This window comes from Paenibacillus oryzisoli, assembly GCF_001653565.1.
Taxonomy (GTDB): Bacteria; Bacillota; Bacilli; order Paenibacillales; family NBRC-103111; genus Paenibacillus_E; species Paenibacillus_E oryzisoli.
The window spans coordinates 73,193-87,980 of the sequence record NZ_LYPB01000084.1 but is presented as its reverse complement, the minus strand read 5'-3'; the positions used below and the strand labels follow the sequence as shown (position 1 = coordinate 87,980).

The window sequence follows — 14,788 nt, the reverse complement described above, 5'->3', positions numbered from 1 at the left end:
ACAATATATAACAAATAGAACACACTATATAGCATTGTTAAGTAGCATTAGGAGGGATACATCATTGAACTTACGGCTCGCCAAATAGAAATTATTGATCTCGTCGGCAAATATGCGCCGATTGCTGGGGAACGCATTGCAGAGCTGCTGGGAGTTAGTCGACCGACGATTCGGTCGGATTTAGCGGTATTAGTGATGTTACGGCATATAGATGCCAAGCCAAAGGTTGGCTATTTTCTCGGAACAGCAGTGCAAGACGCACATGCACCCAGCAAGTTGATTGAATCCTTGAAGGTGAAAGACGTGATGGGCATTCCTGTATTGCTTCGTGAAACGGTAACGGTAAGTGATGCGGTTGTTGCCCTTTTTCTCGAAAATGTGGGAAGTTTGATGATTGTTAATCAGGAAGATGCGCTAGCTGGCGTCGTTTCTCGAAAGGATTTGCTGAAGGTCACCTTAGGACATGCAACGGCAACGGCTATGCCAGTTTCGCTGGTCATGACCAGGCAACCCAACATTATTACGGTCAAGCCTGAGGATAGTGTGCTAGAAGCAGCCCGGAAAATGATTCAGCATGAAGTAGACAGCTTGCCTGTCGTTAAGGCGATGGAAGGCCGGGAAGGGCTGGAAGTGCTTGGCCGAATTACGAAAACAACAATGACCAAATTGCTGCTGGATGTAGCGCTAGGTACGTAAATCAGGGGGAATTTACATGGGAGAGAAGCTGCATACCATTTTCGTATGTTCGGATTCGGTAGGAGAAACAGCAAATACGGTTGTTCAAGCAACGATTCGGCAATTTAATGCAAGTCAGGTTGCCGTCAAGCGATATGGTTCCATTCGAACCGAAGATGAAGTGCGAGCGATTGTGGAAGAAGCCTCACGACTGAATGGATTTATCGCATACACACTTGTATTGCCTGAACTAAGAGAAATGATGCGGCAAGAAGCCATTCGTTTGAATGTGAATGCCATTGATATCATGGGACCGATGATGCAAGCCTTTATCGACACGTTTAAGGATTCGCCGAAGCGGAAAGTCGGGCTGCTTTATCAATTAGATGAACAGTATTATCAACGGGTGGAAGCAGTGGAATTTACAGTCAATAGCGATGATGGCAAAGATCCAAGCATGATGAAACAGGCACATATCGTCTTATTGGGACCGTCACGAACTTCCAAAACACCCCTTAGTATTTACCTGGCGCATAAGGGATTTAAGGTATCGAACTATCCGTTAGTTCCAGAGGTTAAGCCGCCTAGTCTATTATTTGAGCTTGACCCGAAGAAGCTTGTCGGGCTGACGATGAGTGTGGATAAGCTGATTGGGATACGTACAGAACGATTGAAAGCCGTTGGCCTCCCTTTCGGGGCTAAATACGCGACGAAAGAGCGCATAGAGGAAGAAGTAGCTTTTGCCATGAAATTGTATCGTGAGTTGGGTTGTTCGATTATTGATGTGAGTGAGAAAGCAATTGAGGAAACAGCGGGCTTAATTTTGGCGGAAAGATCATAACGCATCAGTCAACGAATCAAACCAATTTCGAGAGGGTGGGATCGCTTATGCACAGAGACTTATCGTTGGAAATCGTACGGGTAACGGAGGCGGCAGCCATTGCATCATCCAGTTGGACAGGGAAAGGGAATAAACATGATGCGGATGGAGCAGCTACTTCTGCGATGCGGGAATATTTTGGTGCTGTTCCTTTCCGGGGGACTGTCGTCATCGGTGAAGGTGAAATGGACGAAGCGCCTATGCTTTACATTGGTGAAGAGGTAGGGAGTGGCGTTGGACCTGAATTTGATGTAGCCGTTGATCCCTTAGAGGGAACGGATATTGTTGCAAGCGGACGGAATAATGCCCTATCTGTTGTGGCTATCGCGGAAAAAGGTAATCTCCTCCATGCCCCTGATATGTATATGGCTAAGCTGGCTGTCGGACCACGATTGGCTGGCAAACTGAGTCTGGAAGATCCGCTTGAGCTGACCATTCGGAAAGCGGCAAGCATTCTACATAAGGAAATCTCAGAATTGACCGTTTCCATCTTAGATCGCAACAGACATGCCGAACACATAATGATTTTGCGAAGACTCGGGGTCAAAATATATTTACTCAGTGACGGCGATGTGGCCGGTGCAATGGCGGTGGCATTCCCAGAAACGGGGATTGATCTCCATGTAGGCTCAGGGGGAGCTCCTGAAGGAGTTCTTGCAGCAGCAGCATTGCGTTGTATGGGAGGCGAACTACAAGGGCGTTTGCTACCCGAGAATGAAGAAGAGCATCTTCGGTGTCTAGCCATGGGGATTACGGATCCATTGAAAGTCTTAGGCATGCGGGACCTAGTTGGCGATTCAGATATTATTTTCGCGGCTACAGGGGTCACATCAGGCGATTTCTTAAATGGTGTTAAATATGGCTGGGGCGGTCGTGCACAGACGCACTCGGTTGTGATGAGAGCACAGACACAGACTGTGCGTTTTATCCAATGCCTTCATCAGTTGCATGAGGAGCAACGCGGAAGCGCCTAACCTAATCATGCTAGACATGTGCCAAGTTCCCCGCCGCATATACTTGAGATGAGAAGATGTGAAAAGAGGGATAACATGAGCTTGTCTTCAATTGATTTTCTTTCCGTCGTCCGCAGTTGCATACCTGAGGAGGCAGAGATTGTCGTGCTGAAGCAGGAGGGAGATCCCGCGGCAATTCTTTACGCCGATGTGGATGGTGATGGGTTTCCAGAAATCACAGCTCTATATAGATATTTGGACCATCAATATTTGTTTTCCTTGAAAGAGTACTCTGGCAATTGGTTTCCGATCGGGTCGGCATCCACAGGCAGGAATCTAGCGGTTAAAGATTTTGCTGCAGCCCCTATTTCTCGCAAAGAAGGCTGGGATGTCTTAATCGGTTGGGAGCGGGCAGAGGAACCTATCGCAGAGTTGGATATTATTCAATGGACACAGAATGGATTTCAACGTGTAATTCCACCTGGTACGACCTATTCACATTTGGAAATCGAAGATATGCCGACGCGGAATGGGCAGGATGGCCTTTGCGAAATCGCCTTATGGACGCAGGAGCAAGGTCAAGCGTATCGTGTAGAAACGTTTCGCTGGGATCCCTTCCGGCTAGTGCCGACCAGTGACGTACATGCTTATTATTTTCAAAAAGTCGCTCGCTACTATGAGAATTTAACGCAGGAACAGCCGAATGAACCCCTATATCGCAGTTATTTGGAGGATGCTCAGAAAAGGGTAGGTAGCAGCTAAGTAAGTCTAAGTAAAAGCCAGGAGACATCTTCTCCTGGTTTTTTGTCGTGTCGTAATTTCTGAGTCTGATTGTCCGAAAGTTAGACTAAAAATAAGCGTTTTCATGTGCTACATTTATTAGAGTTGTCTAGATATCATATATGTGTGTTGCAAGGCAAAAACCTACTGGAGGTCTTCACATGTCACGTAAGTATCGAATTGGTATTATTGGTTGCGGTGGAATTGCGAATGGTAAGCATTTACCTAGTTTGAGTAAGTTATCCAATGTTGAATTGGTCGCATTTTGTGACATTATTCAAGAGAGTGCTGCGACTGCTGCAGCGAAATATGGGATTGAAGGCGCGCTAGTTTGCGAAGATTATAAAGAAGTTCTACAAGATGCTACGATTGATATCGTGCATGTACTAACACCGAATATTTCACATGCGGAAATTTCAATTGCTGCTCTTGAAGCTGGCAAGCATGTTATGTGTGAGAAACCGATGGCGAAAACAGCTGAAGATGCGAAACGCATGGTTGAAACAGCGAAACGCACTGGCAAAAAATTGACGATTGGTTACAACAACCGTTTCCGTCCGGATAGTCAACATTTGAAAAATGTGTGTGAAGATGGGGAGCTTGGTCACATTTATTTTGCTAAAGCACATGCTATTCGTCGTCGTGCGGTACCTACATGGGGTGTTTTCCTTGATGAAGAGAAGCAAGGTGGCGGTCCGTTAATCGATATCGGTACGCATGCCTTAGATCTTACACTTTGGATGATGGACAACTATAAGCCGAAAGTCGTATTAGGTACGTCTTATCACCAATTGTCCCAAAAAGAGAACGCAGCTAACGCATGGGGACCATGGGATCCAAGTAAATTTACTGTTGAGGATTCCGCATTCGGGATGATCGTTATGGAGAATGGCGCAACCATTATTCTTGAATCCAGCTGGGCTTTAAACACGCTTGAAGTCGACGAAGCGAAGTGCTCGCTCAGTGGTACAGAAGGTGGAGCGGATATGAAAGGCGGCCTTCGCATCAATGGTGAGAAGCACAGTCGTCTATACACAACCGAGGTTGATTTGAATGCAGGCGGAGTTGCATTCTACGACGGTAAAAGCGAAAGTGCTGCTGACGTAGAAATGCGCACTTGGATCAATGCGATTGACCAAGACATTGATCCGGTAGTAACACCTGAGCAAGCATATGTTGTATCGCAAATTCTTGAAGCCATCTATGAGTCCGCTCGCACGGGCCAAGCTGTTTATTTAAACCAATAGCAACGGCCAAGGAAAACCATGAGGATGTTAAGTCCTCGTGGTTTTTTCTTTGCGTTTGTTTCAGATGGAATTTGAAAATAGGGGTGTAGTTGGCGTATGCTTATTAGTAGGTTGCCATAAATCTGGTATTGAGAGAAAGGAAGCGGACCATATGCACTTGGGCTTGCAAAATAAGGTAGCATTAATTACAGGTGGAAGCAAAGGGATTGGATTAGCTACTGCTATTTCGCTGTCCCGCGAAGGGGCGAAAGTGGCTATACTTGCGCGAAATCCAGAGCAGCTTCAGGAAGCTGCGATTCAAATTGCTAATCTAACTGAAGGCGAAGTTTTAACAATTGTGGCAGATGTGACATCAGAGGCCGATTGTCAGCGAGCAATTGAAGAGACAGTTCAGCATTTTGGCGGATTACATATTCTTGTGAATAATGCAGGGACTTCTGCTGCAGCACCATTTGAACAGGTAGGTTCGGCTGTGTGGCGTCAAGATTTAGAATTAAAATTATTCGGGGCGATCCATTGCTCGCAATTTGCGATTCCCCATATGCGAGAAGCAGGTGGCGGATCAATCATACATATTACAACTTCAGCAGCCAAAACACCTTCAGCTTCATCGCTCCCGACATCGGTTAGCAGAGCGGCTGGATTGGCGTTAACGAATGCGATGAGCAAAGATTTGGGCTCTGCACAGATTCGGGTCAACACCGTATGTATTGGAACTATTCGCAGTGACCAGATCGAGAAAGTGTGGAAAAAAGTTGCACCTGACCTCACGTGGGATGAGTTCGCAAGTGATCCGCGACATGATATTCCATTAGGCCGTATTGGGAGTGCGGAGGAAGCTGCGAATGTGATTACCTTTTTGGCATCTGATGCGGCTTCCTATGTAACCGGGACCTCTGTGAATATTGATGGTGGAAAAGGCGCAGCCTTATAGAAGTTCATATAAGTTCTCAAAATACAAATAAGCTCGAATGCAACAAAGCCTATGTCTCTCCGATAACGGAAAGCCATAGGCTTTGTTCTTCTTCTATGTTTCTTAGGGCATGGTGATTGGATTAAATTCTACGTTTCTTTCTTAGATACCAGACGATCTCAGAGATAGCGTCCCGGATAGAAGTAGTGTGGTGAAAGCCGAATGTGATTGTCATAAGCAAGAAACCTCCCTAACCCTGAAAGAATGTCATGCATGAATAGTATTACGTAAGGAAATCGATGTTGGTTCTATTTTTTTTTAGAGGGAAAAGCCTTTTTTGAAAAATAAATTAAATTAAAGTTTTACTTTAGAGATCGGCTTCAAAATCGTTAATTTTACTTGACAGGTTAAACGTTTCAATTTAATCTAAATATGAGTGTTAAACGTTTAACTCGCTCGTGAATTTGGAGGATGTAATGAGCAACCTATAACAAGGGATACGGAGTGATTCGATCATGTGGAAACAAGCGATTGAGGATGCTTTACAGAAGACGAAAGTGAATATTGAGCGTTTTGGGGATCAGTTCCCTCATGTTAGTGAGAACGATATTTATCATCTGAATCCGAATACCGATTGGACGGATGGCTTCTGGTCAGGGATTCTGTGGCTGAGCTACCAGTATAGCGGTGACAAAGTATTCCAAGAGGCTGCACAAAAAACGGTTGCGAGTTTTAAAAATCGACTAGAGAATCATGTTGGATTGGATCATCATGATATTGGATTCTTATATTCCCTTTCTTCCAAAGCGCAATGGATCCTGGAGAAGGATGAGAACGCGAAGCAACTTACATTGCAAGCTGCAGATGTGTTGATGAAACGTTGGAGACCGAAGGGCCAATATATTCAAGCTTGGGGTCCCGAAGGTGATGAGCACAATGGCGGGCGGATCATTATTGATTGTTTGTTGAATCTGCCGTTGCTTTACTGGGCATACGAACAAACGGGAGATGCAAAATATAAAGAAGTCGCGATTATCCATGCGGATCTATCACGTCGTTACTTGGTACGTGGTGATGATTCATCGTATCACACGTTCTATTTTGACCAAGAAACAGGTGAACCTCTGCGTGGCGGAACGCATCAAGGTTACCAGGATGGATCTACTTGGACAAGAGGACAAGCGTGGGGAATTTACGGGTTTGCGCTTTCGTATCACTACACGAAGAATCCGCTTTATCTAGAGACAGCTAAACGCTTAGCGCGTTATTTCTTCGAGCGTTTGCCAGAAGATGATGTTGTATACTGGGATTTCAATGCGCCTGTGAATGCTGAAACCAAGCGGGATAGTTCAGCTTCAGCGATTGCATCGGCAGGAGCTTTAGAAATACTTGAGCATTTGGCAGCGGATGATCCAGATCGTGCCTTCTTGGAAGATGGCGTACAACGTTCGATGGCAGGACTCGTGAAATCCTACGCGACAATTGGGAAACCAGGTGCACAAGGTTTACTCGAGCGCGGTTCTTACAGTGTTCGCGGCGGCGCCGCACCTGATGATTATGTGATTTGGGGCGACTACTACTATTTAGAGGCTCTGCTTCGTTTGGAAAAAGGATTCAAGGGGTACTGGTATGAGTAATTCACAATCGGCTGTGGCAACAGATCGCGCCTACTGGGTTCAGACGATGCTTCGCATCGCTGAGCCTGTCCTACGGGCGCTGGCAAGCAGACAACTTAGAGCCACAATGCCAGTTGAGTGTAAAAGAGAAGAACAACGCGCGTTCACGCATCTCGAAGCGTTCGGTCGAACGCTGGTAGGTATGGCACCTTGGCTAGAGACACCAGCGTTAGATGCCGAGGAAGAGCAGTTTCGTCAGGCATACGTTAAGCTCGCTCAAGAGGCGATGGATGCAGCAACGGATCCAGAATCTCCGGATTTCTTGAATTTTGCGACGGGCATGCAGCCAATCGTTGATACCGCATTCTTAGCACATGCCATTCTGCGTGCACCGAATGCGCTGTGGCACAGCTTAGAGCCCCGCGTCCAAAAGAATCTCGCTGCCGCGATGAAAACCTCACGGACGCGTAAGCCAGGTTTCAATAACTGGCTGCTCTTCGCAGCAATGACAGAGACTGCACTGGGTGTCATGGGCGAAGACTGGGACCATATGCGTGTTGACTTTGCATTGAAACAGCATGAACAATGGTATCTTGGCGATGGCATGTATGGTGATGGCGTGGACTATCATGCGGATTACTATAACAGTTTCGTTATTCAGCCCATGATGGTGGATATCATCGAGCATGTGCATGAGCTATATGCAGATTGGGGCAATATGCGCGAGAATATCCTGAAACGAGCGCAGCGTTATGCAGCCGTTCAGGAGCGCATGATTTCGCCTGAAGGCACATTCCCAGCGATTGGCCGTTCGTTAGCCTACCGCTTTGGAGCCTTCCAAGCGCTGGCACAGACATCACAGCGACGTGAGTTGCCTGTGGGCGTTCAACCAGCTCAAGTTCGGGGAGCTTTAACAGCCGTCATACGCCGATTGATTGAAGCACCAGGTACTTTCGATGAAGGTGGCTGGTTGCGGATAGGACTTTGCGGGCATCAGCCAGAGCTGGGCGAACCTTATATCTCGACAGGTAGCTTATACTTATGTTCTGCGGTGTTCCTACCGCTAGGCTTGACAGCGGATGATGAGTTCTGGCAAGGTGCGGCGGTTCCGTGGACCTCACAGCAAGTTTGGTCTGGTCAAACGGTTGCGATAGATAAAGCGTTATATGAGTAGTTGAATATTTGAGTGCTAAGCACGTACACGTCCTAATGGGATGGGTACGTGCTATTTGTATGCGTCAAAATGTAAATATTTGTGGGTATGGGGTGGCGGTAGAGGTATTGGTATTGGTATTGGTATTGGTATTGTGTTGTGTTGTGTTGTGTTAATAAAGGTAGAAGTACTCCATAGAAGTTTCCTCAATGAATAAAGTAAGAACCGTTCGATGTCTATGCAAATCGGGGGATAGCCTCATTGTCTGACTTAGAGTTGACCCATACAATAAGAGTTATGAAGGGGACATCTCCCTTATGACCTGTAAACCAAGGAGAGATCTTGATGGGCTTATTGGATGGATTGTACCGATTTCAAAATTGCCGAACGCTTCGGGTTTCAAGCTACGACCGATCAGGAGGAAATGCCGATTATATTCAAATTAAAGCTGGGGAGACAGCGGTGCTTGCCGATCTGCTCAATACGGGGATTATCAAACATATTTGGATCACGATCAATGCGAAGGATCCCATGTATAATCGCAATCTGATATTGCGGATGTACTGGGATGGCGAGTTGGAACCTAGCGTACAAAGCCCGATCGGCGATTTCTTCGGGCAGGGCTGGGGCGAGAATTATCTATTCGCCTCTCTTCCGATGGCTGCGGCTCCAGCAGGAGGAAGAGGGCTGAATTGTTACTTCCCGATGCCGTTCACCCAAGGCGCGAAGATTACACTGGAGAATGATTCGGAGTTGGATGTTCCTTCTTTTTATTATTACATCGATTATGAGGAGCATGCTTCTATACCGGACGATGCAGGCCGCTTTCACGCTTGGTGGAACAGGGAAATAACCGAACCGTCGTGTGAGCAAGAGAACGAGTGGGGACTAATGGGGGAACCACCGAAAAATCAATCAGATGCAGGCAATTATTTATTTGCGGAAATTAAAGGTCGGGGACATTTTGTTGGCGTTAATTACTATGTCGATAGTCCAGGGCCGATGTGGTATGGAGAAGGCGACGACATGTTTATGGTGGATGGTGAACCATGGCCAGGATCACTGCATGGCACCGGCACGGAAGATTTCTTCAATTCCTCGTGGTGCCCGAACGAGTTGTATACTCATCCGTACTTCGGTTACGCACGAGTACCGGATAAGCTAGGCTTTATGGGGCGCACGCATTGTTATAGGTTCTTATTGGAGGATGCCATCCATTTCCGCAAATCGCTCCGCTCCAGTATTGAGCATGGGCATGCCAATGTGCTGACATTGGACATCGCCAGTGTAGCCTATTGGTACCAAAGTGAGCCGCATAAAGCGTTCCCGGCGATTCCACAGAGATCATTGCGTCAAAATATGCCAGCTATTACCGCGAGTGACGTACACCGTTGGCGAGATGCGTGGAGAAACTCCAAAGGTTCTGGCAAGCTTTGGGGGAATGAGCTGGATTGAGTTAGGCCCATTCATAGAAGAAATCCCCCTGATCTGCGCAGCATGACACGCTTATGCGGTTATGTATATATGGAATCACGATGAGGAGGTAAGTAGTGGATGAAAAGAATGGTCACTAGTACGTTGATCGGTATCATGATGTTGCTTGCGTTATTGCTTGTTGGAAGCGCTGCCATGGCAAGCGGGGAAGAACAGATTATTAAACCTTCGGCGGCTGGTGCGGCGACGGGCAGTTTGTTTTTCCCACTGGATTATGCCTTTGACAGTCCAGATCTCGCTCTCGATCCTACCGGAGTGCCAATAGGTGGTCCGGGAACGAACTTTGCGCCTGCCTATGCGACAAGCCGCGTTGGTTATATTGATCTAGGACCGAATTGGGCGAATGTAAGAATTACATCAACTTGGACCAAGTACAGAGCATCAAGCGTTGGTAACATGACCCCGTATAGCGAAATATGGTGGGACAATGATATCGACACGATGAATGACAGCGGGTTAACTGAAACACACGTCAATTTCAACAGCGTACAAGGTCTTTCCAATACAGGAACTACCACCCCTTGGATACGTGACAATGATGTTAGCAGCAGTCCGATTACACCATTGGGGCGGTATATGATGCTCCGCTCTCCGATCAACATGACAAACAGAGCAAGTGAGTATGCCATTGTAGGTTATCTTTTTGAAGAGTCCATCAAAGTCATAACCCCTCCAATAGCAGGGCAGGCGAGCGGAAGTCAGTTTTTCCCAATGGACAGAGCATTTGATGGACAGCCGACCCTCAATTCGTTAACTGGGGATCCTACGGGAGGTGTAACAGGCATAGATGCGCCAGCATACGCAGACAGGGTTGGTTATATTGATTTTGGAGCGGATTGGAGCAAGGTAAGGATTACTTCAACATGGACCAAGTACAGGGCTTCAAGCTCAGGGAATCAGACCCCTTATGCAATACTTTGGTGGGATGATGATACTGATACTGCTAATGACAATGGGTTTGCGGAAACTCGGATCAACTTCAACAGTGCGCTTAACCTTTCTACAGGATCAACCACCCCATGGATAAAGGATAATGATGTCAGCAGCAACCCTGTGGCACCCAAAGCCAGATACTTGTTAGCCCGCAGTCCTCTTGCGATGACCAATAGGGCCAATGAATACGCCATTGTTGGGTGGATCGACGAGAATGGAAACGGGATCCAGGACTCGCTGAATCATCCTGTAAGCGGAATAACTGTAGCGGGACCCAGTGGAACAACTAGCCTATTAACGGGAAGTACATTACAGATGTCAGCTTCTGTACAGCCGTTCAATGCGACCAATAAGACTATTACCTGGTCAATTGTGAATGGAACTGGAAGCGCTACTATAAATGCAAGCGGCTTGCTCACTGCCGTTTCGGGCGGGAATGTTACGGTAAAGGCAACCTCACAGGATGGATCAGGCGTATTTGGTTCATCTGAGATTGCCATTTCCCAATACAGTCAACTGATATTGCCCGTTCAAGGAGCAACTTCCATCTATTATATTGATGTGCAAGCTTCTTTCCCGAATGTTAATTGGCAGACACTTGAACGTCTTTACATTCCTGCCGGTAATTATCAATATATGAAACTTGGTAATCTACCGCAACGAACTGCCAGCAATCCTCTGATTATCAGCAACTATGGCGGGCAAGTCAAAGTCAGCGGCACGTACTCATATACCTTATCGATCGAAGGTGGTAAGCACTGGATATTAACGGGCAAATATGATGATGCACTTCAAACTGGAAATATTAATTTCCAAGGGCATCAAAATGGAAATTACCTGAATTCAGAAGGCCAATATGGCATTGAGGTTGGTCGCAACACTTCCAACGGCATCAGTGTAAGCAAGAATGCTACGAACTTTGAGCTATCGCATATTGAGGTCGCCAATGCCGGTTTTGCTGGCCTATTAATTAAAACAGACGGTGTTCCAACGGCCACAATGGATGGTGTTAAAATCCATGATATGTATATCCACGATTCGGAATCGGAAGGGATGTATATCGGTAATACCAGCAGTGATATCAGCAAGCAGCACATCTTTACCAATCTGGAGATCTATAATAACAGGGTCTTGAGGGCCGGTACAGAAGGCATACAGCTGACTAATATGGGGGATGGCGTCAAGGTCTATAATAACGTTGTTATCATGAACGCGTTGGATTGGAAAGATCCATTCCAGCAATGGCAGGACGGTACGTTCCAGTATGGTCAAAGAACCGGCAGTGCTGAGATCTATAACAACGTATTCATCGGTACTGCAAGCACGCTCTTTACGTTGAAATTTTCTGCGGCTCCTGGAGAAACACCGGATCCTACGGATGAAGTGTTCATGCATGATAATTACTTCTCTCATAGCAGGGATATTCTTGCCTACATCCATGATACGCCATCCAATTATGCATCGAAATTTAGATTTGAAAATAATGTGATTCGGCAAATCAATTTCCAGTATGACGAAATTCCTGGCGGACATGTGGATTCGAATAAAATGTTCTATGTATCGAACAATATGCACAATCCAATGGTCTTCGCGAACAATACGCGAGATGGAGATCAAATCTTTATTGACACCCTTGCTGGAAACAACGGGACTGTAGGTAATATTTCCGCATCGGGCAATACCACCGCAGCAAACTTGGCTCCGATTAAATTCAAGGATGTAACGCCTTTCACTTCCACCTTTGACTGGAGCTTAGTAGAGAGATGGGATGACTATTCGGATCTATACGCGGTCCCGATCTATTTTAATTATGGTGATTATGTGCTTGATTTCCCGACAGGTAATCTATACTACAACATAGAATCGGGAACCCATACGGGCAAGAATCCTGCTACGAATCCTACCACATGGAGTCTTCTGACACCGATGAAGAATGATTTCAGGTTGGATACGACATCGCCTTACCAGGGATTAGGTCTTTTGCCATAACGAATTGGAATAATACTGTATCTTTGTAAGATCAAGCCGTTCTGCGCAAGCAGAACGGCTTGATTCCTGTGAGAATGGATGAGGAGGAAGATTATTTATGTATTTCGGAGCGTGTTATTATCCGGAGCATTGGCCGGAAGAACGTTGGGAAGCAGATGCCCAACTGATGAAAGAAGCCCATTTCAACGTGGTTCGCATGGCTGAGTTTGCATGGTCGAGGTTGGAGCCATCAGAGGGAGAGTTTGATTTCTCCTGGCTGGACAGGATTATAAAAATCATGGAGAAATACAGTATAAAAACGATACTGGGGACTCCGACCGCAGGGCCACCGAAGTGGCTGATGGATAAGAATCCCGACATGTACCAACTGGATATATATGGTCGGACGCGAGGTTTTGGAGCTAGACGGCACTACTGCTTTAACAATTCAGAATTTCAAATGTATACAGAGCGAATCGTTACTCAGATGGCCCGTCACTATGGGACGAATTCCAATGTAATCGGATGGCAGATCGACAATGAATTCGGGATGATCGATACAGCCCGGTGTTATTGCAGATGTTGTTGTGAAGCCTTTATAGGATGGTTGCGTTGGAAATATGACTCCATAGAGGCTGTGAATGAGGCGTGGGGGACGGTTTTCTCCAGTCAAACGTATCGCACATGGGATGAGCTGCATCTCCCTGCTTATGCCGTGCATCAGCATCACAATCCTGGCCTTGCCTTGGATTATCGCAGGTTCTCATCTGATTCAGTAAACGAGTACCAGCGTCTACAAGTGAATATTTTGAGACATTACACGACTGGTCAGCTTATTACACATAATGCGATGGGCAAGTATAACCAAGTGGATTTCTATGACGTTTCCAAAGAGCTGGATCTAATCTCCCTAGACGTGTATCCGAACATGAAATCGGAACTAAAGGAACGACCCGCTTATGCGGCAGAGCAGCATGATATGACCCGTGGCTTCAAAGGAGGTCGAAACTATTGGGTACTGGAGCACCAAAGCGGAGCACCGGGAGCAGTTGAGATGGCTCCGACACCGGTACCAGGAGAGTTGAGAAGATGGACGTATCAATCTATTGCCCGAGGTGCGGATGCCATTGTCTATTTCCGCTGGAGGACGCTCCCCTACTCCATCGAAGAGCTTTGGCACGGCATCTTGCAGCACCATGGTGAACCCGGACGTAAATATGAGGAAGTGAAACAGGTGGGGATGGAGCTGATGAAGTTGGCTCCACTCCTCTCGGGTACTTCACCTCGTGCTAGAGTCGCACTCATTCGCTGCTACAACAACGAGTGGGCATTTGAGCTTCAACCTCATAGGGAAGGGTACGAATATATCAAGCATTTTGAGACGTATTATGCCTACTTTTACGAACGGGGTATCCCCGTTGATATTCTATCTCCGGAAGCGGACTTCACTGGCTATGAGCTGCTCGTTGCTCCTAACCTGATGATGGCCAAAGAAGAGACCGTTCATGCTTTGTACCGTTTCGTGGAGGACGGTGGTTATTTCATAACGGACTTTCGCACTGGAGCCAAGGAGTGGAACAATCAGATTACACAGAAGCGTCTGCCTGGGATGTTTCGCGATCTGCTGGGTATCGGAATCGAAGATTACGGTATCATCGAGGGCGATCAGGCTGTCGGAATACGTAATCTGCACACTGGTAGGGTAAGTACAGCGAATATGTGGTACGAAGTGATCGATTTGCTACCGTTAGAGTCTGCAGCCGAACCGATGGCGGTATATACGAGCAATTACTTTAAGGATACTCCGGCTGTTACTCGGAGAGCTTACGGTAAAGGTTGTGGGGTATATATCGGCACAGTTCCTGATAAGAAGGGATTATTTGGTATTTTGGATCAAATCGTCAGCGAAACGGGCATTACGCCGACTTTGTTCGGACTACCTGAAGGTGTCGAAGCTATGGTCAGAGTTGGAACCGACGATCGGCGACGCAAACTCCTCTTTGTCATTAACCATACGGAAGATGCAGTATGCATTAACCTTGATACCATGTGTAGGGATGCGTTGACGGATAGAACCGTCAGTGGTGCGTTTGTATTAAATTCGCAGGATGTGCGTGTTCTTACTTTTCAGCAAGAAACCAAGTCGATTCCTATGCTTTTCGGTTGATTCCCTTAT

11 protein-coding genes are annotated in these 14,788 nt (G+C 46.6%); all 11 read left to right on the top strand.

The annotated features are described in order from the left end of the window. Nucleotides 1-60 precede the first annotated feature (60 nt). Nucleotides 61-696 (top strand): helix-turn-helix transcriptional regulator, encoded by a 636-nt coding sequence (locus A8708_RS26200; RefSeq protein WP_239696855.1) that lies wholly within the window; start codon nt 61-63, stop codon nt 694-696. 16 nt (nt 697-712) lie between these two features. Then, the gene (locus A8708_RS26195) at nt 713-1,516 is read left to right on the top strand and encodes a pyruvate, water dikinase regulatory protein (protein WP_068668516.1); all 804 of its coding nucleotides are present in this window, start codon (nt 713-715) and stop codon (nt 1,514-1,516) included. A 47-nt stretch (nt 1,517-1,563) separates the two neighbouring features. After that, nucleotides 1,564-2,529 (top strand): class II fructose-bisphosphatase, encoded by a 966-nt coding sequence (gene glpX, locus A8708_RS26190; RefSeq protein ID WP_068668514.1) that lies wholly within the window; start codon nt 1,564-1,566, stop codon nt 2,527-2,529. 75 nt (nt 2,530-2,604) lie between these two features. Beyond that, nucleotides 2,605-3,270, top strand: a complete 666-nt coding sequence (locus tag A8708_RS26185; RefSeq protein WP_068668512.1) for a hypothetical protein — start codon at nt 2,605-2,607, stop codon at nt 3,268-3,270. 179 nt (nt 3,271-3,449) lie between these two features. Then, complete coding sequence (locus A8708_RS26180; protein ID WP_068668511.1) at nt 3,450-4,535, top strand: Gfo/Idh/MocA family protein; 1,086 nt, start codon at nt 3,450-3,452, stop codon at nt 4,533-4,535. A 151-nt stretch (nt 4,536-4,686) separates the two neighbouring features. Further along, nucleotides 4,687-5,469 carry an SDR family NAD(P)-dependent oxidoreductase gene (locus A8708_RS26175; RefSeq protein WP_068668509.1) on the top strand — a complete coding sequence of 261 codons (783 nt, stop codon included), beginning with the start codon at nt 4,687-4,689 and terminating at the stop codon, nt 5,467-5,469. A 494-nt stretch (nt 5,470-5,963) separates the two neighbouring features. Next, nucleotides 5,964-7,085: a glycoside hydrolase family 88 protein gene (locus A8708_RS26170; RefSeq protein ID WP_068668507.1), complete on the top strand. Its 1,122-nt coding sequence runs from the start codon at nt 5,964-5,966 to the stop codon at nt 7,083-7,085. Beyond that, nucleotides 7,078-8,238, top strand: coding sequence for a DUF2264 domain-containing protein (locus A8708_RS26165; RefSeq protein ID WP_068668505.1), 1,161 nt, complete (start codon nt 7,078-7,080; stop codon nt 8,236-8,238). Before A8708_RS26170 ends, A8708_RS26165 begins: the two co-directional genes overlap by 8 nt. Nucleotides 8,239-8,562: 324 nt before the next feature. Next, entirely contained in the window at nt 8,563-9,672 is a 1,110-nt protein-coding gene (locus tag A8708_RS26160) for a glycoside hydrolase family 172 protein (RefSeq protein WP_068668504.1), read from the top strand. 99 nt (nt 9,673-9,771) lie between these two features. Beyond that, nucleotides 9,772-12,633: an Ig-like domain-containing protein gene (locus A8708_RS26155; RefSeq protein WP_068668502.1), complete on the top strand. Its 2,862-nt coding sequence runs from the start codon at nt 9,772-9,774 to the stop codon at nt 12,631-12,633. Nucleotides 12,634-12,730: 97 nt separating this feature from the next. After that, nucleotides 12,731-14,779, top strand: a complete 2,049-nt coding sequence (locus A8708_RS26150) for a beta-galactosidase (RefSeq protein WP_068668500.1) — start codon at nt 12,731-12,733, stop codon at nt 14,777-14,779. The last annotated feature ends 9 nt before the right edge of the window (nt 14,780-14,788 follow it).

Excerpts from the sequence above, each read along its gene's own strand:
- A8708_RS26195 (WP_068668516.1), top strand. The coding sequence starts at position 713 with ATGGGAGAGAAGCTGCATACCATTTTCGTATGTTCGGATTCGGTAGGA.
- glpX (WP_068668514.1), top strand. The coding sequence starts at position 1,564 with ATGCACAGAGACTTATCGTTGGAAATCGTACGGGTAACGGAGGCGGCA.
- A8708_RS26185 (WP_068668512.1), top strand. The coding sequence starts at position 2,605 with ATGAGCTTGTCTTCAATTGATTTTCTTTCCGTCGTCCGCAGTTGCATA.
- A8708_RS26180 (WP_068668511.1), top strand. The coding sequence starts at position 3,450 with ATGTCACGTAAGTATCGAATTGGTATTATTGGTTGCGGTGGAATTGCG.
- A8708_RS26175 (WP_068668509.1), top strand. The coding sequence starts at position 4,687 with ATGCACTTGGGCTTGCAAAATAAGGTAGCATTAATTACAGGTGGAAGC.
- A8708_RS26170 (WP_068668507.1), top strand. The coding sequence starts at position 5,964 with ATGTGGAAACAAGCGATTGAGGATGCTTTACAGAAGACGAAAGTGAAT.
- A8708_RS26165 (WP_068668505.1), top strand. The coding sequence starts at position 7,078 with ATGAGTAATTCACAATCGGCTGTGGCAACAGATCGCGCCTACTGGGTT.
- A8708_RS26160 (WP_068668504.1), top strand. The coding sequence starts at position 8,563 with ATGGGCTTATTGGATGGATTGTACCGATTTCAAAATTGCCGAACGCTT.
- A8708_RS26155 (WP_068668502.1), top strand. The coding sequence starts at position 9,772 with ATGAAAAGAATGGTCACTAGTACGTTGATCGGTATCATGATGTTGCTT.
- A8708_RS26150 (WP_068668500.1), top strand. The coding sequence starts at position 12,731 with ATGTATTTCGGAGCGTGTTATTATCCGGAGCATTGGCCGGAAGAACGT.